The sequence below is a fragment of the Antiquaquibacter metalliresistens genome (genome assembly GCF_029211225.1).
Taxonomy (GTDB): Bacteria; Actinomycetota; Actinomycetes; order Actinomycetales; family Microbacteriaceae; genus Rhodoglobus; species Rhodoglobus metalliresistens.
This window is the reverse complement of the sequence record NZ_JARGEM010000002.1, coordinates 40,635-60,764: the sequence shown is the minus strand read 5'-3', so window position 1 is coordinate 60,764 and position 20,130 is coordinate 40,635. Positions and strand designations below refer to the sequence as shown.

Here is a 20,130-nt window from a genome sequence, read left to right as displayed (position 1 = left end):
CGGCCTCGGCGGCGCTGGTGCTGCGGCAGTCGAGTCGGCTGTTCGCGGCATCCGGGGAATAGGGTCCGACGCTGCCCGGTTGAACCATGCGTTCACATGGACTGAGAGGGCACCATGACACAGCAGGTCGAATTCGGACTCGACACCTTCGGCGACGTCACCGTCGGTCTAGACGGCTCGCCGGTGACCCAGGCGCAGGTGATTCGCAACCTCGTGGCCGAGGGTGTGCTCGCCGACGAGCTCGGCCTCGACTTCTTCGGGGTCGGGGAGCACCATCGTGAGGACTTCGCCGTCTCCGCACCGGAGGTGGTGCTCGCGGGACTGGCGACGGCGACCAAGCGCATCCACCTGGGTTCCGCGGTCACGGTGCTGAGTTCGGACGAGCCCGTGCGCGTGTTCCAACGTTTCGCGACGGTGGATGCCCTCTCCAACGGCCGCGCCGAGGTGATCCTCGGGCGCGGCTCGTTCACCGAGTCGTTCCCGCTCTTCGGGCTCGATCTGGCCCAGTACGAGCAGCTGTTCGAGGAGAAGCTCGATCTGTTCGCCCAACTGCTCAAGGAGCAGCCGGTGACCTGGCAGGGCGCGCTGCGCTCGCCGCTGACGCAGCAGAGCGTCTATCCGCACACCGAGGGTGGTCGCATCCCCACCTGGATCGGCGTCGGCGGCAGCCCCGAGTCGGTGGTGCGCGCGGCGCGCTACGGTCTGCCCCTCGTGCTCGCGATCATCGGCGGCGCGCCCGAGCGCTTCGCGCCGTACGTGGACCTGTTCCATCGTGCGCTCACCCAGCTCGAGCAGCCCGACCTGCCGGTCGCGGTGCATTCGCCCGGGTATGTCGCGGACACCGACGAGCAGGCCGCCGAGCAGTTCTGGCCGCACTACAGCGCGATGCGCGACCGGATCGGCGCGGAGCGCGGCTGGCCGCCGTCGACCGAGGACGAGTACCGACACGAGATCGAGAACGGATCGTTGTACCTCGGCTCGGTGGAGACGGTGGCGAAGAAGCTCGCGAACACCATCACGACGCTCGGCATCCAGCGCTTCGACCTCAAGTACAGCGCGGGTACCCTGCCGCACGAGCGCATGATGCGCTCGATCGAGCTCTACGGCTCCGAGGTCGTGCCGATGGTCAAGGACATGATCGCCTGAGGGCGAGGCCGCGCCGGCCGACCCGAGCCCGGCGCGTCCGGGGTTCGCGCTGCGCAGGGCGTGGTCTAGGCGTGCGGTCGTCGGACACTCCCGTTGTGAAGGAGTTCCTTCAGAACGGGAGTCTGTCGAACGGCCGACCGCGGGTGTCGCGGAACTCCGCCGTGGAAGCTCAAAGCCGCGCCGACCCGGCCGCGCCGACCCGGCCGCGCCGACCCAGTCGCGCCGCCCGAGCCCGGCCGCGCCGGCCCGCCTAGACCGCTTCGATGACGATCGCCGAGCCCTGCCCGCCGCCGCCGCACAGCGCAGCCGCACCGAGCGAGCCCGGCCCAGACTGGGCGAGCGTGCGCGCCAGGTGGCCGACGATCCGGGCACCCGACGCGCCGATCGGGTGCCCCAGCGCGATGCCGCCGCCGTGCGCGTTGACGATCGCCGGGTCGATCCCCAGATCGCGCACGGACTGCACGGACACCGCGGCGAACGCCTCGTTGATCTCGACCGCGGCGAGGTCCGACGCCCCATGTGGCGTCTTCGCGAGCGCCGCCGCGATCGCGTTGGACGGCTGACGGTGCAGCGACACGTCGGGACCGGCGACCAGGGCGTGCGAGACGACACGGGCGATGATGGGCACGCCGGCCGAGCGCGCGGCCGACTCGTCCATGAGCACGACGGCCGCCGCACCATCCGTGATCTGCGAGGAGTTGCCGGCGGTGATCGTGCCGTCGCCGCCGAACGACCCCTTCAGCCTCGCGAGGGTCTCGACCGTCGTGTCTGGCCGACCGCCGTCGTCGGCGCTCACGATCACCGGCTCGCCGCGTCCCGGCACCGGGAACGGCTCGATCTCGTCGGCGATGAAGTCGACGGATGCCGCGAGCCGCTGGTGCGACGCGGCGGCCCAGGCGTCCTGCTCCTCACGGGTGAGCCCGAGGCCCGCGTTGCGCGCCTCCGTCGAGGAGCCCATCGATGTGTGCTCGAAGGCGTCGGTGAGGCCATCGTGCTCGAGGGTGTCGAGAAACTCGATGGCGCCGTACTTCCTGCCGGCGCGCGCCGACCATGCGTGCGGCGCGAGCGACATCGACTCCTGACCGACGGCGACGACGATCTCGGCCTCGCCAGCCTCGATGAGGCGCGTGCCTGCGACGATCGCCTCGAGCCCCGAGAGGCACACGGCATTGACGGTGATGGCGGGCACGCTCATCGGGATGCCCGCGCCGACGGCCGACTGGCGCGCCGGGTTCTGGCCCGCCCCCGCCTGCAGCACCTGCCCGGCGATCACGTGCTGCACGGCATCCGGGCTGATCTGGGCCCTGGTGAGCGCGGCGCGGATCGCGTGCGCGCCGAGCACCGTGGCGGGGATGGTGGCGAACGCCCCGTTGAACTTGACGAACGGCGTGCGGGCGTACCCGACGATGACGGTGGTCATGCGGCGACCTCCTCGAGTCCTACCGTGAAGCTCGCGCCGGTGTTGGCGCGCAGCTGATCGATGGTCACATCATCCGCGTGGCGGCGCAGCACCAGGCCCTCAGGCATGACGTCGAAGACCGCCTGATCGCTGATGATGCGGTCGACGACCCCCACGCCGGTCAGCGGCAGGGTGCAGCGTTCGACGATCTTGGGGGTGCCGTCTTTCGACACGTGGTCGGTGAGCACGACCACCCGGGGGGTGCCCGCGACGAGGTCCATCGCCCCGCCCATGCCCTTGACGAGCTTGCCCGGGATGGTCCAGTTGGCGAGGTCGCCGTTGCCCGCGACCTCGAGCGCCCCGAGGATCGCGATCGCCACGTGGCCGCCCCGGATCATCCCGAACGAGGTCGCGGAGTCGAAGATGCTGCCGCCGGGCAGGATGGTCACGGTCTGCTTGCCGGCGTTGATGAGGTCGGCGTCCTCCTCGCCCTCGTAGGGGAACGGACCCATGCCCAGCAGCCCGTTCTCGGACTGCAGCGTGACGTTCACGCCGGGCGGCAGGCAGTTGGCGACGAGCGTCGGGATGCCGATGCCGAGGTTCACGTAGTCGCCGTCGTGGAGTTCGGATGCCGCGATGGTGGCCATCTCGATGCGCGTCCAGGTCATGACGCCGCCCCTTCCCGCTCGCGCACGGTGCGCTGTTCGATCACCTTGGGCCGCCCGCTGGAGACCACGAGCCGCTGCACGAAGATGCCGGGGGTCACCACCACGTTCGGGTCGATGTCCCCGAGCCCGACGAGTTCCTCGACCTCGGCCACCGTCACCCGGCCGGCGGTGGCCACCAGCGGGTTGAAGTTGCGAGCCGTGTATCGGTAGACGAGGTTGCCCTCCGGGTCGGCGCGGTGCGCCTTCACGAGCGCGAGGTCGGCGACGATGCCGCGCTCGAGGATGTAGCTGCGACCGTCGAACTCGGCCTGCGGCTTGCCCTCGGCCACGAGCGTTCCGACACCCGTGGCGGTGTAGAAGCCCGGGATGCCCGCACCACCCGCCCGCAATCGCTCGGCGAGCGTGCCCTGCGGTGCGAACTCGACCTCCAGCGTGCCGGCGAGGTACTGCTCCGCGAAGAGCTTGTTCTCCCCGACGTAGGAGGCGATCACCTTGCGCACCTGGCCGGCCTCGATGAGCAGGCCGAGCCCCTGTCCGTCGACGCCCATGTTGTTGGAGACGACCGTGAGGTCCTTCACTCCGGAGTCCCGCACCGCCTCGATGAGATCGCTCGGGTTCCCGCTCAGGCCGAAGCCGCCGACGGCGAGCGTCATGCCGTCGCGCAGCAGCCCCTCCAGGGACTCCGCCGCGCTCGAACGCAGTTTGGACACGCATCCTCCTCGATCGCTGTCCGCCTTGTGGACACTCGGAGGCTAGCTCTGCCCCAGAGATTCGGTCAATCCGATCTCGAATCGTGGACGCCGCGCCGCAAGTTGTCCATAATGTGAGCATGGCTGAGGGGTCGCAGGTTGTGGAGCGGGTGGCGCAACTGCTCAAGCTCATCGCCGAGGAGACCGACGGGGCCTCGACCCGAGCCCTGGTCGAGCGCTCCGCCCTCACCCGACCCACGGTGCACCGCCTGCTGAGCTCGCTCGCGGCGGAGGGGCTCGTCGACCGTGCGGCGGACGGGCGCCACTGGGTGCTGGGGCCGGAGATGTTCCTGATGGGGCTGATCGCCCAGGAGCGCTACGCGGTGGAGGATGCCGCCCGTCCGAGCCTGCAGCGGCTCGCCGACGAGACGGGCGAGAGCGCGTTCCTCTCGGTGCGGCGCGGCGCCGAGGTGGTGTGCCTGCTGCGGGAGGAGGGCAGCTTTCCGGTGCGATCCTTCGTGCTGCACGTCGGCGCGCGTTTCCCGCTGGGCGTCGGTACGGCGGGGCTCGCGATCGCCGCCTTCCTGCCGCCGGACGAGCTCCAGCGCGCCCTGGACGACACCCGCGAGCGTCGCGCCGGCTTCGGGCCTCAGCACGACGACGCCCACGTGCTCGACCTGCTCGAACGCACCCGGCAGGCCGGGTGCTCGCTCAATCCCGGCCGCATCCTGGAGGGCAGCTGGGGCATGGGCGCCGCGGTCTTCGATGCGAAGGACCAGCCGACGTGGGCCCTGTCGATCACCGGGATCGAGTCCCGGTTCCGCGACGATCGCCGACCCGCACTCGGCCGGCTGCTGCTCGAGGAGGCGCACCGCCTGACTCAGCGGATGCGCCTCCCCGGCTAGTTCCTACGCCTTCGGTGCGTCGACCCCGGTCGGCGCGGGCTTCTCCGCCTTCCGCCGCGCCCGGCGCACGAGCAGGACGATTACGAGCGTGATGAGCCCCGCGAGCGCCAGCCACGGCAACAGCACCCCGAGTGCGACGAGCAGACCGGCGAAGAAGGCGACGAACGCGTTCCAGCCCGCGATCACCCCGGAGAGGAAGGTGTTCGGCTCGTCCACGGGCGCATCGGCGATGGAGACCAGCGAGAGCGTGATCGTGGACATGCTCACCTGGTCGTCGAGGTAGCGCTGTTGCGCCTTGAGCGACTCCAGCTCCGCCTGCCGTTCGGAGAGCGCCGTCTCGAGGGCGACCAGCGCCTGCGTGTCCGTCGCGGTCGGCAGCAGTGCCAGCAGCCGGTCGACGGATGCCTGCAGCGCCGTGATGCGGGCCTCGAGGTCCTGGCTCTGCATGGTGACGTCGGAGGAGTTCAACGAGATCTCCCGCACGTCGCCGAGCTCGCGCAGCTTGTCGAGCGTCGCGGTGAGGGACGCGGCGGGCACCCGCAGCGTCAGCGTCGCGCTACCCCGGTCGCCGTCGGCCGGTGCGACCTCGGTGCGGCCGTCAATGCGGCCCCCGGACGACTCGACGATGCGCACGGCCTCGGTCGCGGCATCCGTGGGCTCGTCCACGACGATCGTGACCCACCCGGTGGTGATGACCTGTCGATCGACGACGTCGCCGCCGATCTCGCTCGAATCGCCGGCGAGCGGCTCCGGTGCGCCGACCCCGGACTCGGACTGGATGGCCGGGGAGTCCGACATGCTGCCGCCGCTAGCAACGCAGCCCGTGAGTGCGATCGCGGTGATCGCGAGTGCTGTGGTGATGCTGAATATGCGCCTCATGGCCACCACGCTAGCCACGCCGGGCCGTCGGCACAGCCCAACGTTTGTCACGATTCGGGCGTCACGGTGTGTTGCCGTCTCCGCGCCGTACGTCAAGCCCCTTGAGCCAGGGATGTCGCGGCGTAGCGTCGAAGGGGTGCGGGAGACACCCGCCGAACGTTGACAGGAGTACGACATGGGATTCATGGACGACGCCAAGGACGCTGCGGAGGCCACCGGCAAGAAGATCGGCGAGGCCGTGGACGACACCAAGGAGCGGGTCAGCGACAAGGTCGACGAGATGAAGGCCGACGCCGAGGTCAAGCGGGCCGAGGCGGAACGCGATGCGACCAAGGCGAAGAACGACTACAAGGAGTCTCTGCGCGACTGAGTCATCGCGCGGCTGGGCCGCTATCCTCGGTGCTGTCGGCGGTTTCGCCGCAATCCAGACGAAGGAGTGCAGCATGGGATTCATCGACGACGCCAAGGAGAACATCGCCGAGGGCATCGACAAGGTCAAGGACGTCGCGGGCGATGCCGGCGAGTTCATCAAGGACAAGGCCGAGGATGTCGCGGACTTCGCGAAGGACAAGGCGGAGGACGTCAAGGACCTCTTCGACGGCGACGACAAGCACCAGACCCCGCCGCCCGCGACCCCCGCGAGCTGACGCCCGCGGTGATCGAGCCGCGCCGAGGTCCGCAACGGGAACTCGACGCGCTCGATCACCGAGTCCGCGCGCTCGCTATGCTCTCCGCATGAGGTGGTGGAGCCGAGCGCCGAAACTCCACGTCGCCATCGACACCGGCAGCGGCCCGCCGGTCGTGCTGCTGCACGGCATCGCCTCCTCGTCGGTCACCTTCCAGTTCCTCGCGCCGCTCATCGAGGCTCGGCACCGCGTGATCGCGATCGACCTGCTGGGTTTCGGCGCATCCCCGGCCCCCGAGACCGCGAACTACACCATCGACGAGCACGTCGCCGCCGTCGCCCGCACGATCGACGGTCTCAAGTTGCGCACGCCCTTCGTGCTCGTCGGGCACTCCATGGGATCGATCATCGCGACCCGCTACGCCGCCCAGTACCAGCGACGACTCACCCGCCTGGTGCTGGTCAGCCCGCCGGTATACCTCGCGCCGCAGGCGGTCGGCGATTGGCGCGATCGCACCACGATGGACCTGTACCTGCGCGCCTACGACTATCTGCGCGCCAACAAGGACTTCACCATGGCGGCCGCGGCCGGGCTCGCCAGGCTGTCGCCGATCAAGAACGTGCTCGAGGTCTCCGAGCGCAACTGGCGCGCGTTCATGCTCTCCCTGGAGAACTCGATCCAGACGCAGACCACGGTCGCCGACCTCTCGTCGGTGCGCATTCCGGTGGAGGTCGTCTACGGCACGCTCGATCCGCTGTTGGCCACCGCCGGATTGCGCATCATCGAGCAGTTGCGCAATGTCACCGTGCGTCGCGTTCCGGTCGGCGATCACGTGATCCGTCCGCGCATGGCCAAGGTGGTCGCCGCGGCGATCGATGGCGGAGAAGGCTCTCCCGGGGCAGTCACCGCCTCGTAGGCTGGTGGCATGCAACAGCACTCGGCGCCGCGGCTCGGCACATCCGTCTCCGTGATCGGCCTCGGCACCTGGCAGCTCGGCGCGGATTGGGGGGCCGTGACCGAGGCGGATGCCACCGCCGTGCTCGAAGCCGCCGCCGAGTCGGGCGTGACCTTCTTCGACACCGCCGACGTGTACGGGGATGGGCGCAGCGAGGCGATCATCGGCGCGTTCCGTGCCACGCATCCCGACATCTTCGTGGCGACCAAGATGGGCAGGCGCCTGCCGCAGGAGCCGCAGAACTACTCGCTCGAGAACTTCCGCGCCTGGACGGATCGATCCCGCGCGAATCTGCGCATGGACCGGCTCGATCTCGTGCAGCTGCACTGCCCGCCCACCGAGGTGTATCGCGACGACCGGGTGTTCGACGCGCTCGACACGCTCGTCGCGGAGGGCGCCATCGCGCGCTACGGGGTGAGCGTGGAGACGGTCGAACAGGCGCTCATCGCGATCGCACGCCCGCATGTCGCGAGCGTGCAGATCATCCTCAACGCGTTCCGGCTGAAGCCGCTGGATGCCGTGCTCCCCGCCGCGATCGACCACGGTGTGGCGATCATCGCGCGCGTGCCCCTCGCCTCGGGACTGCTCAGCGGCAGGTACACGCGCGACACCGTGTTCGCGTCGGACGATCACCGCACCTACAACCGGCACGGCGAGGCGTTCGACGTGGGGGAGACCTTCTCGGGGGTCGATTTCGAGACCGGTGTCGCCGCGGCGCAGGAGTTCGCGTCCCTCGCCGCCAGCCACGGCATCGCACCGGCGACCGCGGCGCTCGCCTGGTTGATCCAGCTCGAGGGCGTCACCACGGTCATCCCGGGTGCTCGCAGCGCCGAGCAGGCGCGCGCCAACGCCGCTGCCGCGCACGTGCCGCCGCTGGATCTCAACGACGAGGTGCGGCGCATCTACGACCGCTACTTCCGCGCGGACATCCACGCGCGGTGGTGAAGCCGGGGCGGCTGCCCGCCGCGTTCGCCAACGTCTTCACGGCGAACCTCGCCTCGAGTCTCGGGGACGGGATCGCACGCACCGCGATCCCGCTGCTCGGCGCGCGGCTGACGCACGACCCGTTCCTCATCTCGATGCTCGCGGCCCTCGCCCTGCTGCCGTGGTTGTTCTTCGCGATTCCGGCCGGCATCCTCATCGATCGCATCGACCGGCGTCGAGCTCTCGCGATCGCCCAGGCCGTGCGCCTGGTGCTCGCGACGCTGCTGGTGCTGCTCGTCGCGACCGACGCCCTGACCATCTGGTGGCTGTTCGCGGTGATCTTCGTCTACGGCGCCTTCGAGACCGTCTACGACGGTGCGATCCGCGCGGTGATGCCGAGCATCGTGGCGAAGGTCGACCTGCCGCGTGCGAACTCCCGCATCGAGGGCGGCGAGCTCGTCGTGCAGAACTTCATCGCGGGCCCGTTGACCTCGGCGCTGTTCGCCGTCTCCGTGCTCATTCCGCTCGGGATCAACGGGCTCGTGTTCGCGTTCGCCGGGGCCCTCGCCCTTCTGCTGCCGCGGGCCGCCTCCGGCCGCCAGTTCGCTCGTCAGCCGCGGGACGAGGCGCCATGGCATCGTCAGTTCGTCGAGGGTCTGCGGTTCATCCTGGCGAGCCGGATGCTGCGCACGCTCTGGCTCTTCAGCACCTTCTGCGGACTGATGACCTCCGCGGCGACCGCGAGCGTCGTGCTGTTCATCCTCGACACGCTCGCCGTGCCCGAGGCGCTGTTCGGAGTGTTCCTGTTGAGCGGGGCGGTGGGCGGCATCCTCGGTGCCGTGGTGACCAACCGGGTGAAGTCGCGATGGGGCGCCGGCCTCACGATGGCGGTCGCCGCGGCGGCGACGGGGCTGTCCTTCGTGCTCGTGGGGGTGCTGCCCGTGATCTGGGCGGCCGGGCTCGGCTACGGCCTGTCGTCGCTGTTCATCACGACCTGGAACATCCTCGTGATGTCGCTGCGGCAGGCCGTGATCCCGGGGCGCCTGCTCGGGCGCGTGCACGGCACCTGGCGCACCCTGCTGTGGGGGGCGATGCCGCTCGGCGCCGTGCTCGGCGGCCTCGTGGCCCGCATCGACCTGGCTCTGCCGTTCATCGTGTTCGGGGCGCTCGAGACCATCGCGAGCCTGGTGTTCTTCAGGTTCTTGATCAGCCTGCCGAACCCCGAGGACGTCGACAACGGCGACGGTGCCGGCCCGACCGACCCCTTCGTGCCGCAGTAGCCCGCCGAACCGGCCCGGGCGGCGAGCGAGACCCGCCGGACATGGTTGACTCGTCATGTGACTTCTCTCATGATCATCGTCGGCAGCGTGCGTCCGGGGCGCGCCGGCCTGCCGGTCGCGCAGTGGGTGCGCTCCGTCGCGGAGGCCGACGACCGGTTCGCGCTCGACTTCGTCGACCTCGCCGAACTCGCGCTGCCGTTCATGGACGAGCCCGAGCATCCCTCCAAGCGCGCGTACACGAAGCCGCACACGATCGCCTGGAGTCGACGAGTGGATGCCGCCGACGCCTTCATCTTCGTCACCCCCGAGTACAACCACTCCTTCTCGCCCGCGCTCAAGAACGCGCTCGACTTCCTCGGCAGCGAGTGGAGCCACAAACCGGTCGGCTTCGTCAGCTACGGCGGCGTCTCGGCGGGCAGCCGCGGTGTGGCACTGCTCGAGCCGACGCTGACGACGCTCGGTCTGGCTCGCGTCGGCGCCTCGGTGGAGATCAACGCCATCGGCAGGCGTATCGTCGACGGCGCCTTCGCGCCCGAGGAGAAGGACGTCTCGATCCTCGGTCGCATGCTCGATCAGCTCGACGACCTGCAGGGCAGGCTCGCGAGCCTGCGCTAGCCCGCGGCGGGGCACTCCAAGCGGCCCGCGCTGCGGAGGCAGACACACCCGTTGGCGGGAGGAATCCCCGGCCGTTCCGTCTTCGGCGGGGGCAAGGTCCGGTTGGCGGTAGAAATGACTCCCGCCGACCGGGCTTTCTTGGGGCCGCGGAGTTCTTGGCAGGCGCGCGGGCGGGGAGGGTCGTCTTGCAGGTGCGGGTCAGTCCGGTGCGGGGCAGTCCGGTGGGACGGCTCAGCTCGGCTGCACCGGCACGGGCTCGGTGTCGGTGAGCGGCGTGGCATCCCGCCCTCGGAGGTCTGGCATCACCCGGTGGAAGACGGTCGCGATGATCGCGGAGAGCACGAGGAATGCCGCGGCGACCCAGTAGCCGCCGTCCGCGCCGTTCGCGTCGATGAGGAAGCCCGCGGCCGCCGCGCCCGCGGCGGCGCCGATCAGCTGCCCGGTGCCGACCCAGCCGTAGGCCTCCGCGGTGTCGCTGAACCGCACGCTCGCCGACACCACCGAGAACATCACGGTGAGCGCCGGCGCGATGCAGAATCCGGCGATGACGAGCGCCGCCGAGATGCTCCAGAACTCCCAGGCGAAGATGGCCAGCGTCGCGCCGACCGCGATCACGGCGAGCCGGCGGGCCAGCGACCACGGCGAGATCTCGACGCCGCCGAGCGCGAGTCCGCCCGCGAGTGAGGCCACCGACCAGATCGCGAGCACGATGCCGGCCTCGGCTCCGTGATCGCCGAAGGTCGCCACGACGCTCGTCTCGATCGCGGCGAAGCCGCCGACCAGCAGGAAGCCGACGACGGTCGACAGCAGCACCACCGGGCGGGCGAGCACCACGCCGAAGCGCCGTTTGCTGCGCGGGATGCGCACCCGGCCGAGGGCGGGAGAGGTCACGAACCACAGGCCGCCGGCCACGATGAACGCGACGGAGAGCAGCACGCCGAGCTCGGTCGACACCTGCGTGCCGACGAAGGTGACGAGCACCGGTCCGCCGATCCAGATGATCTCCTGGGCGGAGGCGTCGAGGGAGTAGAGCGGCGTGAGCTGCGACGAGTTGACCATCTTCGGGTAGATGGTGCGCACGGCGGGTTGGATCGGCGGAAAGCTCAGTCCCGCGATGATGCCGAGCACGAGGATGGCGGCGAGCGGCAACGGCACGAGGGCCATCAGGGTGAGGGTGATCGAGCACACCACGCCGGTGACCACGAGCACGGGCCGCATGCCGAGCACGCCCATCAGGCGGCTCGTGAGCGGGCCGGAGACGGCCTGCCCGACACTGAGACCGGCGAGCACGATGCCGGCGGCGCCGTAGGAGTCGAACTGCTTCTCGACGTGCAGGATGATCGCGAGTGAGAGCATGCCGCCCGGAAAGCGCGCGACGAGTTGCGAGAACAGCAGTCGAGCCACTCCCGGCGTGCGCAGCAGGCCCGCATAGCTCTTCATAACCGACTCAGCCTAGCCCCGCCCCCACCCTGCGATCGAGCGACTCGACGAGCGGATCCACGCGCCCCCGCGTGGTCGGTGGGAGGCGGATTCGGGGTACAGCATCCATGCACAGCCTGTGGAGAACTCGGGCAACTTGTCCACAACCTGTGGACGACACGCCACTAGATCTGGTGTTACCCCGCTGTCAGACCCACGATATATAGTGGTGAAACCGCCTGGCCGGGGTGGGGGCGAACAGGCCGTTCCGGGGTGCATGAACCCCGATTTTTCGTAGGAAGCAGAGGGATTGTCGTGACCATCACAGTCGTCAAGCGCAGTGGCGCACGGGAGCCGTACGACGCGAACAAGATCAACCTCGCGATCGAGGCCGCGACGGTCGGTCTCGACGAGAACATCACCTGGGTGACGCAGATCGCCTCGGAGCTCGAGCTCACGCTCTTCGACGGCATCACGACGCAGCAGCTCGACGAGGCCGTCATCCAGGTCGCGCTGCAGAACGTCAAGGACGACCCGGCGTTCGACGTCGTCGCCGCCCGGCTGCTGCTGAAGACCATCTACAAGCGCGTGCTCGGCGACTACCAGACCGCCGAGGAGCTCAAGGCGCTGCATCGCGAGCACTTCATCCCGAACGTCACCCGCGGGGTCGACGAGGGGCTGCTCGACCCGCGCCTGACGCAGCTGTTCGACCTCGAGACGCTCGCCGCCCGGCTTGAGCCCGCACACGACGAACTGCTCAAGTACATCGGCGTCGTCACCCTCAACAACCGCTACGGCATCAAGGGCCGCAACGGCGACGCCCTCGAGGTGCCCCAGTACTTCTGGATGCGCATCGCGATGGGGCTCTCGCTCAACGAGCAGGACCCGACCGCAGCGGCGATCCGGTTCTACGACAAGATGTCGAGCCTCGAATACCTCGCCGCGGGCTCCACGCTCGTCAACGCCGGCACCATCTACCCCCAGCTCGCCAACTGCTTCGTCATGGAGATGCAGGACGACATGGAGCACATCGCGAAGACGACTCGCGATGTGATGTGGCTGACCAAGGGCACGGGCGGCATCGGCCTCTCCGTGACCAAGCTGCGCGCCCAGGGCTCGCCCATCCGCTCGAACAACACCACTTCGACGGGGCCGATCCCCTTCATGCACACGATCGACTCGATCCTGCGCGCGGTCAGCCGCGGCGGCAAGAAGTTCGGTGCGCTGTGCTTCTACATGGAGAACTGGCACCTCGACTTCCCCGAGTTCCTCGAGCTGCGCAACAACTCGGGCGACCCCTACCGTCGCACCCGCACGGCCAACACCGCCGTGTGGATCTCGGACGAGTTCATGAAGCGCGTGCAGAACGACGACGACTGGTACCTCTTCGACCCGCTCGAGGTCGCCGACCTCAACGAGCTCTACGGCAAGGCGTTCTCCGAGCGCTACGCGTTCTACGTCGCCGAGGCCGAGGCCGGCCGCCTGCGCATGTTCAAGAAGATCTCCGCGCGCGAGCAGTTCAAGTCGATCCTCATCTCCCTCCAGACCACCAGCCACCCGTGGCTGACCTGGAAGGACACGATCAACAACCGCGCCCTCAACAACAACACGGGCACGATCCACCTCTCCAACCTGTGCACGGAGATCACGCTGCCGCAGGACGAGGACAACGTCTCGGTCTGCAACCTCGCCTCGATCAACCTCTCGCAGCACCTGGTCGTCGCGGAGTCCGGCGCCGTCTCGCTCGACTTCGCGAAGATCGAGGAGTCCGCCCGCATCGCAGTGCGTCAGCTCGACAACCTCATCGACATCACGCGGTCGAGCGTGAAGGAGGCCGACTTCTCGAACCAGCAGAACCGCGCGGTCGGGCTCGGCGTCATGGGCTTCACCGACGTGATCGAGAAGCTCGGCGTCAGCTACGAGTCCGAGGCCGCCTACGACCTGATCGACGAGATCATGGAGCACGTGTCGTACGCGGCGATCGACGCCTCGACCGAACTTGCGAAGGAGCGTGGCTCGTACGCGAACTTTGAGGGCAGCCGGTGGTCGCAGGGCCTCGTGCCGCTCGACTCGATCGCACTCACCGAGGCGGACCGCGGCGTCGAGATCAAGGTCAACCGGAAGACGCGCCTGGATTGGGACGCCCTGCGCGCGAAGGTGAAGGGCGGCATGCGCAACGCGACGCTCATGGCGATCGCGCCGACGGCATCCATCGGTCTCGTCGCGGGTACCACGCCCGGCCTCGACCCGCAGTTCTCGCAGATCTTCAGCCGCGCGACCTCGAACGGCAAGTTCCTCGAGGTCAACCGCAACCTCGTGGCCGACCTGCAGAAGCTTGGGATCTGGGAGTCGACCCGCGAGTCGATCCTGCGTTCGCAGGGTGACATCCAGAACATCGCGGCGATCCCGGACAGTCTCAAGGAGGTGTACAAGACGAGCTTCCAGCTCTCGCCGTACGCATTCCTCGAGGTTGCCGCGCGCGCCCAGAAGTGGATCGACCAGGCCATCAGCCGCAACATGTACCTCGAGACGCGCGACCTCGGCGACATGATGGACATCTACTACGCGGCCTGGGAGCGCGGCGTGAAGACGACGTACTACCTGCACATGAAGCCGCGTCACACGGCCGAGCAGTCGACGGTGAAGGTCAACAAGGCCGAGGAGCTCGTCACCGCGGCGCCCGCCGCGGCGGGCTCGACGACCGAGACCGCCCCGGCGGCACCCGCGCGTCGCGGGTTCGGTGGCCTCGCGCCGAAGGCGGGTGCGTGATGGATCGCATCGCCGAGTACGACGTTCCGGTCGATCCGATGGACGACCTGCAGTGCGAGAGCTGCCAGTAACAGCTCCCTCCCCGGCCGCGCCGCGACCGCTGTATCACCCGCACACAGAGTAAGAAGCACGCACATGGGAATTCTCGGAACGGGCCTGCAAGAGGGCCTGTTGCTCAAACCGATCCGCTACCAGTGGGCGATGGACCTGTACGACCAGGCCGTCGCGAACACCTGGTTCCCCAATGAGATCCAGCTCGGCGAGGACATCGCCGACTTCAAGAAGATGACCGACGAAGAGCGCCACGCGGTCACCTTCCTGATGAGCTACTTCAATCCGAACGAGCTGCTCGTCAACAAGGCGCTCGCCTTCGGCGTCTACCCCTACGTCAACGCGGCCGAGGCCACGCTGTACCTCGCGAAGCAGATGTGGGAGGAGGCCAACCACTGCATGAGCTTCGAGTACGTGCTCGAGACCTTCCCGATCGACCGCAACGAGGCCTACAACGCGCACGTGGACGTTCCGTCGATGGCGCGCAAGGAGGAGTTCGAGGTCAAGTACATCAAGCGCATGACCGAGCAGACCCTCGACATCACCACCACCGAGGGCAAGCAGGACTTCATCCGCAACCTCGTCGCGTACAACGTGATCCTCGAGGGCGTCTGGTTCTACTCGGGCTTCATGGTGGCGCTGAGCTTCCGGCAGCGCAACCTGCTGCGCAACTTCGGCTCGCTCATGGACTGGGTGGTGCGCGACGAGAGCCTGCACCTGAAGTTCGGCATCAACCTCATCCTCACGGTGCTCGAGGAGAACCCCGACCTGCAGACCGAGGAGTTCGCGGCCGAGATCAAGCAGATGATCCTGGATGCCGTGGAGATGGAGGAGCAGTACAACCGCGACCTGCTCCCGAACGGCATCCTCGGTCTGAACGCCACGTACATCAACCAGTACGTCAAGTACCTCGCCGACCGCCGCCTCGAGGAGCTCGGGTTCGAGCCGCACTACAACGTCTCGAACCCGGCGAAGTGGATGGCCGCCGCCAACGACACCCTGCAGCTCGTGAACTTCTTCGAGTCCACGAACACCTCCTACGAGTCGAACGCGCAGGCCTCGACGGGCGGCAAGGCAAAGACGGAGTAGCGGGCGGAGACCGCGCGGCATCCCCGCCGTGCGGTCAGTCCGGCTCCACCCCGAACGCGCGGGCGAGCTTGTCGATCTTCTCGGCCCGGCCGAGTCGCGGCAGGTCGGAGCCGTCGCGCACCATTCGGCCGCGCGACTCGAAGTCGGCGAGGAACTCGCGCGCCCAGGCCACGTCCGAGCGGGTGGGGCTGATCACCTCGTTGATGATCGGCAACTGTTCGATGTCCAGACACAGCTTGCCGGTCATCCCCAGTGCAACGGCGATCGTGCTCTGCTCGCGCAGCAGCGGGTGGTTCGTGCCCACCGTCGGTCCGTCGATCGGGCCGGGCAGGTTGCCGACGCGGCTGGCGACCACGAGGCGGGAGCGCGGGTAGGCCATCGCCATGTCGTCGGCGCTCGTGCCGGTGTCTCGGCGGTAGTCGCCGCTACCGAAGGCGAGGCGGTACGCACCGCGGGCGCGGGCGATGTTGGCGGCCTCCTCGATGCCGAGTGCGGACTCGATGAGCGCGATGACCGGCGTCTGGCCCTTCAGCCGGTCGAAGGTCTCGGTGACGTGCGCGGGCGACTCCGCCTTGGCGAGCATCACGCCGCGCAGGCCCGGGAGGCCGGCGAGGGCGTCGACGTCGCCCGACCAGAAGTCGGAGGTGCGGTCGTTGATGCGCACCCAGCCGGATCCGCCGACGCTGAGCCAGTCGGCGACGTCTTCACGGGCGGCGGCCTTGAAGGCCGGGTCGACGGCATCCTCGACGTCGAGGATGATCTGGTCGGCCCGCGAGGCCTGGGCGGTATCGAAGGTCTCGGGTCGGGTCGCGGCGACGAGCAGCCAGGATCGGGCGATCTCCGGGGAGATGGTTCGGGACACGGGGCGCCTCTCATGTGTAGTGATGGTGTACGCCACAGACCAGGGTAGCGCTGCCGCTCAGTCCGCGAGGGCCTTCGCGATGCGCTGCAGGCTCACCGGACCGTCGGTACCCAGGTGCTGGGCGAAGAGGGAGAGCCGCAGCTCCTCGAGCATCCAGCGCACGCGCGCCAGCCGGGGTTCCGCCCCAGCGGGCAGCGGCAGTTCGCCGCCGGCCGCGAGGTAGCGTTCGGTGGCCAGCTGCACCTCGGACATCCACACCCGATCGCGTGCCGGGTTCTCCGCGAGCTTGCCCACGCGGTGCACGATGCCCTCGAGGTACACCGGCAGCCGCCGCAGCCGCCCGAGTCCCGTCGCCGCGATGAAACCGGGATACACGAGCGCGTCGAGTTGGGTGCGGGCATCGCCGAGGGGGGCGATGAGGGTCATGCTCGTGGCATCCCGGATCGCCTTGTCGGCCGCACGGGAGCCCGCGATGATGCGCGAGACCAGGGCGACGGTCTGGAACAGGTCGTCGACGATCGTGGCGGACACGGCATCCCGAGCCGCCTCGAACTCGGCGCGGGTGAAGATCTCGCGATCGCCGACAACCGCGTCGATGCACGCGATCATGCAGTCCTCGAAGAGCGCGGCCGTGGTGCGGTACGGGCTCTGAGCCAGCACGAGCTTCTCCTGCGTGGTCAGGTGCTGCTGCACGTAGCCGACCGGGGAGGGGATGGTCAGCAGCAGCAGTCGGCGCACCCCGCCCGGGTGGGCCACGGCCTGGTCGTGCGCGGTGCCCATGAGCCGGATCGCGACGCTCGAGCCCTCGTCGACGAGGGCGGGGTAGGCGCGCACCGTGTTGCCGCCGTGCTCGACGTCGCGAACGCGGTCGAGCGCGTCGAAGTCCCAGGCCGTGATGCCGGAGCGTTCGGTCGGGTCTCGGCGGGCCCGGTCTCCGGACTCGACGACCTTCGCGACGCTCGCTCGCGCGGCGGGCTTGAGGCTCGCCTGCAGGGCGCTCAGGGTCTTGCCGCTCGCGACCACCGTGCCGCGCTCGTCGGCGACCGCGAAGGTGACCTTGAGGTGGGCGGGCACGCGGTCGAGGTCGAAGTCGGCAGGGTTCACGGGGGTGTACGTCTGCGCGGTGATCTCGCGCGCGAGGAACGCGGTGAGCGGCAGCGACTCGTCACTGGCGGCCAGCAGCGTGCGCGCCCAGTCCGCGGCGGGCACGACGTTCTTGCGGATGTGCTTCGGCAGGGACTTGATCAGCGCGGTCACGAGCTGCTCCCTCAGGCCCGGCACCTGCCAGTCGAAGCCGTCGGCGCGGAGCCCGGCCAGCAGCGGCATGGGCACCGTCACGGTCACACCGTCGTTCTCGGCGCCCGGCTCGAAGCGGTAGGAGAGCGCGAGCGTCTGGTCGCCCTGGCTCCAGGTGCTGGGGAAATCCCCCTCGTGGCGCTCCAGGGCGGGCTGCTCGGCGTCATCCTCACCGAGCAGGTCGGCGGAGGTCATGGTGAGGAGGTCGGGGGTCTCCGCGCGGGCTCTGCGCCACCAGGTCTCGAACGATCTCGCGCTCGCGACGTCGGCCGGGATGCGGCGCTCGTAGAATTCGACGATCGCCTCGTCGTCGGAGAGGATGTCGCGGCGCCGCGTGCGCTCCTCCACCTCCTCGAGTGTGCGCCGAAGTGCACGGTTCGCCCGGTCGAACGCCGTGAGTCTGCGGTCGAGCCGGTCGACATCCCACTCGCCCTCCACGAGCGCGTGACGGATGAACAGCTCCCTCGCCAGCGCCGGGTCGATGCGGGAGTACTGCACCCGGCGCTTGACGATGATCGGCACGCCGTACAGGGTCGCCCGCTCGTAGGCGACGACGGAGCCCTGCTTCTTCTCCCAGTGCGGCTCGGAATAGGTGCGCTTGACGAGGTCGCCGGCGATCGGCTCGGCCCAGGCCGGGTCGATCGCGGCGTTCACGCGGGCGAACAGTCGGCTCGTCTCGACGAGCTCCGCGCTCATGATCGCCGCCGGCTGCTTCTTGGCCAGCGCGGAACCCGGGAAGATCACGAACCGCGCCTGGCGGGCTCCGAGGTAGTCCTTCTTCGCGGCATCCCTGAGGCCGATGTGGCTCAGCAGCCCGGCCAGCAGGGAACGATGGATGCCGTCCGGGTTCACGTGCGCCGCGCCGACCACCAGCCCCAGCTGCTTGGACATGCGGGTGAGCTGGCGGTAGACGTCGTTCCACTCCCGCACCCTCAGGTAGTTGAGGTACTCGCTCTTGACCAGTCGGCGGAAGGCGTTGCCGCTGAGCTCCTTCTGCCGCTCCTCCAGGTGGTTCCACAGGTTCAGCAGGGTGAGGAAGTCGCTCGTCGGGTCGACGAAGCGCGCATGCTGCTGGTCCGCCTGGGCGCGACGCTCGAGCGGCCGCTCGCGCGGATCCTGAATGCTGAGCGCCGCGACGATCGCCATCACCTCACGGGTCGTGCCGTGCTGTTTCGACTCGAGCACCATGCGCGCCAGCCGCGGGTCGATCGGCAGTTGGGAGAGCTGACGGCCGATCCGGGTGATCGCACCGGCAGCGTCGACCGCACCGAGCTCGCGCAGCAGGTCGAGGCCGTCCTTGATGCCTCGGGAGTCCGGCGGCTGCAGAAACGGAAAGCTCGCGATGTCGCCGAGCCCGAGCGAGAGCATCTGCAGGATGACCGCCGCGAGGTTCGTGCGCAGGATCTCCGGATCGGTGAACTCGGGTCGTCGCTGAAAGTCCTCCTCCGAGTACAGCCGAATCGCGATGCCGTCGCTCGTGCGGCCCGAGCGTCCGCTGCGCTGGTTCGCGCTCGCCTGGCTGATCGCCTCGATCGGCAGCCGCTGGATCTTCGAGCGCACGCTGTAGCGGCTGATGCGCGCCGTGCCGGCGTCGATGACGTAACGGATGCCCGGCACCGTCAACGACGTCTCCGCGACGTTCGTCGCCAGCACCACCCGACGCCGGGTACCGGGGGCCCGGGTGGACTCGAACACGCGGTGCTGGTCCGCGGCGCTCAGGCGACCGTAGAGGGGGAGCACCTCGGTGCCGGGGAGGCGGCGTCCCTTGATCGCGTCCTCGGCATCCCGGATCTCGTTCTCGCCGGAGAGGAAGACGAGCACGTCGCCGTCGGACTCGCGGGACAGCTCGTCAAGGGCGTCGTTGATGCCCTGGAGGTAGTCGCGGTCGGCGGAGCTGTCGCCGTTCTCGTCCTCCGACTCCTCGGCCACCAGCGGCCGGTAGCGGATCTCGACGGGGTAGGTGCGGCCCGAGACCTCGATGATCGGGGCGGGTCGGCCCGCGGCATCCGCGAAGTGCTTCGCGAAGCTCTCCGGGTCGATCGTCGCACTCGTGATGATGACCTTGAGATCGGGGCGTCTCGGCAGCAGTTGCTTGAGGTAGCCGAGCAGGAAGTCCACGGTGAGGCTGCGCTCGTGCGCCTCGTCGATGACGATCGCGTCGTACTGCGTGAGGTCGCGGTCGCGGTGGATCTGGTTGAGCAGAATGCCGTCGGTCATGAGCTTGATGCGCGTCTGCGGGCCGGCCTTGTCGGTAAACCGCACCTGGTAGCCGACGAGTCCGCCAAGCTCGGTGCCGAGCTCCTCGGAGATGCGCTCCGCGATCGTGCGGGCCGCGATGCGGCGGGGCTGGGTGTGGGCGATCGATTCGTAGCCGAGTTCGAGCAGCATCTTCGGCAGCTGGGTGGTCTTGCCCGAGCCCGTCGCGCCGGCGAGCACGAGCACCTGATTGGCGCGGATGGCGTCGACGATGTCGTCCCGGCGCTGGCTGACGGGCAGCCCGGCGGGATAGACGATCGTGGGGAGAGTGGGCATGAGCCCTCCAGCTTAAGTCGTCCCGC

16 protein-coding genes and 1 pseudogene are annotated in these 20,130 nt (G+C 69.0%); 10 read left to right on the top strand and 7 right to left on the bottom strand.

The genetic code is table 11. From position 1 onward, the window contains the following. Positions 1–114: 114 nt before the first annotated feature. The gene (locus tag PYV02_RS03185; protein WP_275756139.1) at positions 115–1,146 is read left to right on the top strand and encodes an LLM class flavin-dependent oxidoreductase; all 1,032 of its coding nucleotides are present in this window, start codon (positions 115–117) and stop codon (positions 1,144–1,146) included. A 250-nt stretch (positions 1,147–1,396) separates the two neighbouring features. Here PYV02_RS03185 and PYV02_RS03180 read toward each other — a convergent pair whose 3' ends face one another. Genes PYV02_RS03180 through PYV02_RS03170 form a run of 3 tightly spaced genes read right to left on the bottom strand, consistent with a single transcriptional unit; the run spans position 1,397 to position 3,923 of the window. Next, positions 1,397–2,566 carry an acetyl-CoA C-acyltransferase gene (locus tag PYV02_RS03180; RefSeq protein ID WP_275756137.1) on the bottom strand — a complete coding sequence of 390 codons (1,170 nt, stop codon included), beginning with the start codon at positions 2,564–2,566 and terminating at the stop codon, positions 1,397–1,399. Further along, the gene (locus PYV02_RS03175) at positions 2,563–3,213 is read right to left on the bottom strand and encodes a 3-oxoacid CoA-transferase subunit B (RefSeq protein ID WP_275756135.1); all 651 of its coding nucleotides are present in this window, start codon (positions 3,211–3,213) and stop codon (positions 2,563–2,565) included. The genes PYV02_RS03180 and PYV02_RS03175 overlap by 4 nt, the downstream gene beginning before the upstream one ends. Then, positions 3,210–3,923: a CoA transferase subunit A gene (locus PYV02_RS03170; protein WP_275756133.1), complete on the bottom strand. Its 714-nt coding sequence runs from the start codon at positions 3,921–3,923 to the stop codon at positions 3,210–3,212. The genes PYV02_RS03175 and PYV02_RS03170 overlap by 4 nt, the downstream gene beginning before the upstream one ends. A 119-nt stretch (positions 3,924–4,042) precedes the next feature. On the opposite strand from PYV02_RS03170, the gene PYV02_RS03165 reads away from it, so the two are divergent. Further along, a complete protein-coding gene (locus PYV02_RS03165) occupies positions 4,043–4,807 on the top strand; it encodes an IclR family transcriptional regulator (protein ID WP_275756131.1) in 765 nt (254 codons plus the stop codon). A 3-nt stretch (positions 4,808–4,810) separates the two neighbouring features. On the opposite strand, the gene PYV02_RS03160 is transcribed toward PYV02_RS03165, so the two are convergent. Further along, positions 4,811–5,686 (bottom strand): DUF4349 domain-containing protein, encoded by an 876-nt coding sequence (locus tag PYV02_RS03160; RefSeq protein ID WP_275756129.1) that lies wholly within the window; start codon positions 5,684–5,686, stop codon positions 4,811–4,813. Positions 5,687–5,861: 175 nt separating this feature from the next. Here PYV02_RS03160 and PYV02_RS03155 point away from each other — a divergent pair, with 175 nt between their 5' ends. The 6 genes from PYV02_RS03155 to PYV02_RS03130 all read left to right on the top strand — a co-directional run bounded on the left by PYV02_RS03155 (position 5,862) and on the right by PYV02_RS03130 (position 10,086). Next, on the top strand, positions 5,862–6,056 hold the full coding sequence (locus PYV02_RS03155) for a hypothetical protein (RefSeq protein ID WP_275756127.1): 195 nt from the start codon (positions 5,862–5,864) through the stop codon (positions 6,054–6,056). A gap of 73 nt (positions 6,057–6,129) precedes the next feature. Further along, positions 6,130–6,333 carry a CsbD family protein gene (locus PYV02_RS03150; RefSeq protein WP_275756125.1) on the top strand — a complete coding sequence of 68 codons (204 nt, stop codon included), beginning with the start codon at positions 6,130–6,132 and terminating at the stop codon, positions 6,331–6,333. A gap of 88 nt (positions 6,334–6,421) precedes the next feature. Next, positions 6,422–7,228: an alpha/beta fold hydrolase gene (locus PYV02_RS03145; protein WP_275756123.1), complete on the top strand. Its 807-nt coding sequence runs from the start codon at positions 6,422–6,424 to the stop codon at positions 7,226–7,228. A 9-nt stretch (positions 7,229–7,237) separates the two neighbouring features. After that, positions 7,238–8,212, top strand: coding sequence for an aldo/keto reductase (locus PYV02_RS03140; RefSeq protein WP_275756121.1), 975 nt, complete (start codon positions 7,238–7,240; stop codon positions 8,210–8,212). Then, positions 8,206–9,471 (top strand): MFS transporter, encoded by a 1,266-nt coding sequence (locus tag PYV02_RS03135; protein ID WP_275756119.1) that lies wholly within the window; start codon positions 8,206–8,208, stop codon positions 9,469–9,471. The genes PYV02_RS03140 and PYV02_RS03135 overlap by 7 nt, the downstream gene beginning before the upstream one ends. Before the next feature lie 57 nt (positions 9,472–9,528). Next, entirely contained in the window at positions 9,529–10,086 is a 558-nt protein-coding gene (locus PYV02_RS03130; RefSeq protein ID WP_275756117.1) for an NADPH-dependent FMN reductase, read from the top strand. 231 nt (positions 10,087–10,317) lie between these two features. Here the strand turns inward: PYV02_RS03130 and PYV02_RS03125 are convergent, their stop codons facing one another. Further along, positions 10,318–11,526, bottom strand: coding sequence for an MFS transporter (locus tag PYV02_RS03125; protein ID WP_275756115.1), 1,209 nt, complete (start codon positions 11,524–11,526; stop codon positions 10,318–10,320). Between the two features lie 294 nt (positions 11,527–11,820). Between PYV02_RS03125 and PYV02_RS03120 the strand changes: the two genes are divergently transcribed. Both PYV02_RS03120 and PYV02_RS03115 read left to right on the top strand, forming a co-directional pair. Next, on the top strand, positions 11,821–14,274 hold the full coding sequence (locus PYV02_RS03120) for a ribonucleoside-diphosphate reductase subunit alpha (protein WP_275756113.1): 2,454 nt from the start codon (positions 11,821–11,823) through the stop codon (positions 14,272–14,274). 96 nt (positions 14,275–14,370) lie between these two features. After that, positions 14,371–15,414, top strand: a pseudogene (locus PYV02_RS03115) (ribonucleotide-diphosphate reductase subunit beta); the annotation flags it as partial. A 34-nt stretch (positions 15,415–15,448) separates the two neighbouring features. Here the strand turns inward: PYV02_RS03115 and PYV02_RS03110 are convergent. Both PYV02_RS03110 and hrpA read right to left on the bottom strand, forming a co-directional pair. Next, a complete protein-coding gene (locus PYV02_RS03110) occupies positions 15,449–16,312 on the bottom strand; it encodes an HpcH/HpaI aldolase/citrate lyase family protein (RefSeq protein WP_420833590.1) in 864 nt (287 codons plus the stop codon). Positions 16,313–16,333: 21 nt separating this feature from the next. Beyond that, entirely contained in the window at positions 16,334–20,104 is a 3,771-nt protein-coding gene (gene hrpA, locus PYV02_RS03105; RefSeq protein WP_275756109.1) for an ATP-dependent RNA helicase HrpA, read from the bottom strand. Between the last annotated feature and the right edge of the window lie 26 nt (positions 20,105–20,130).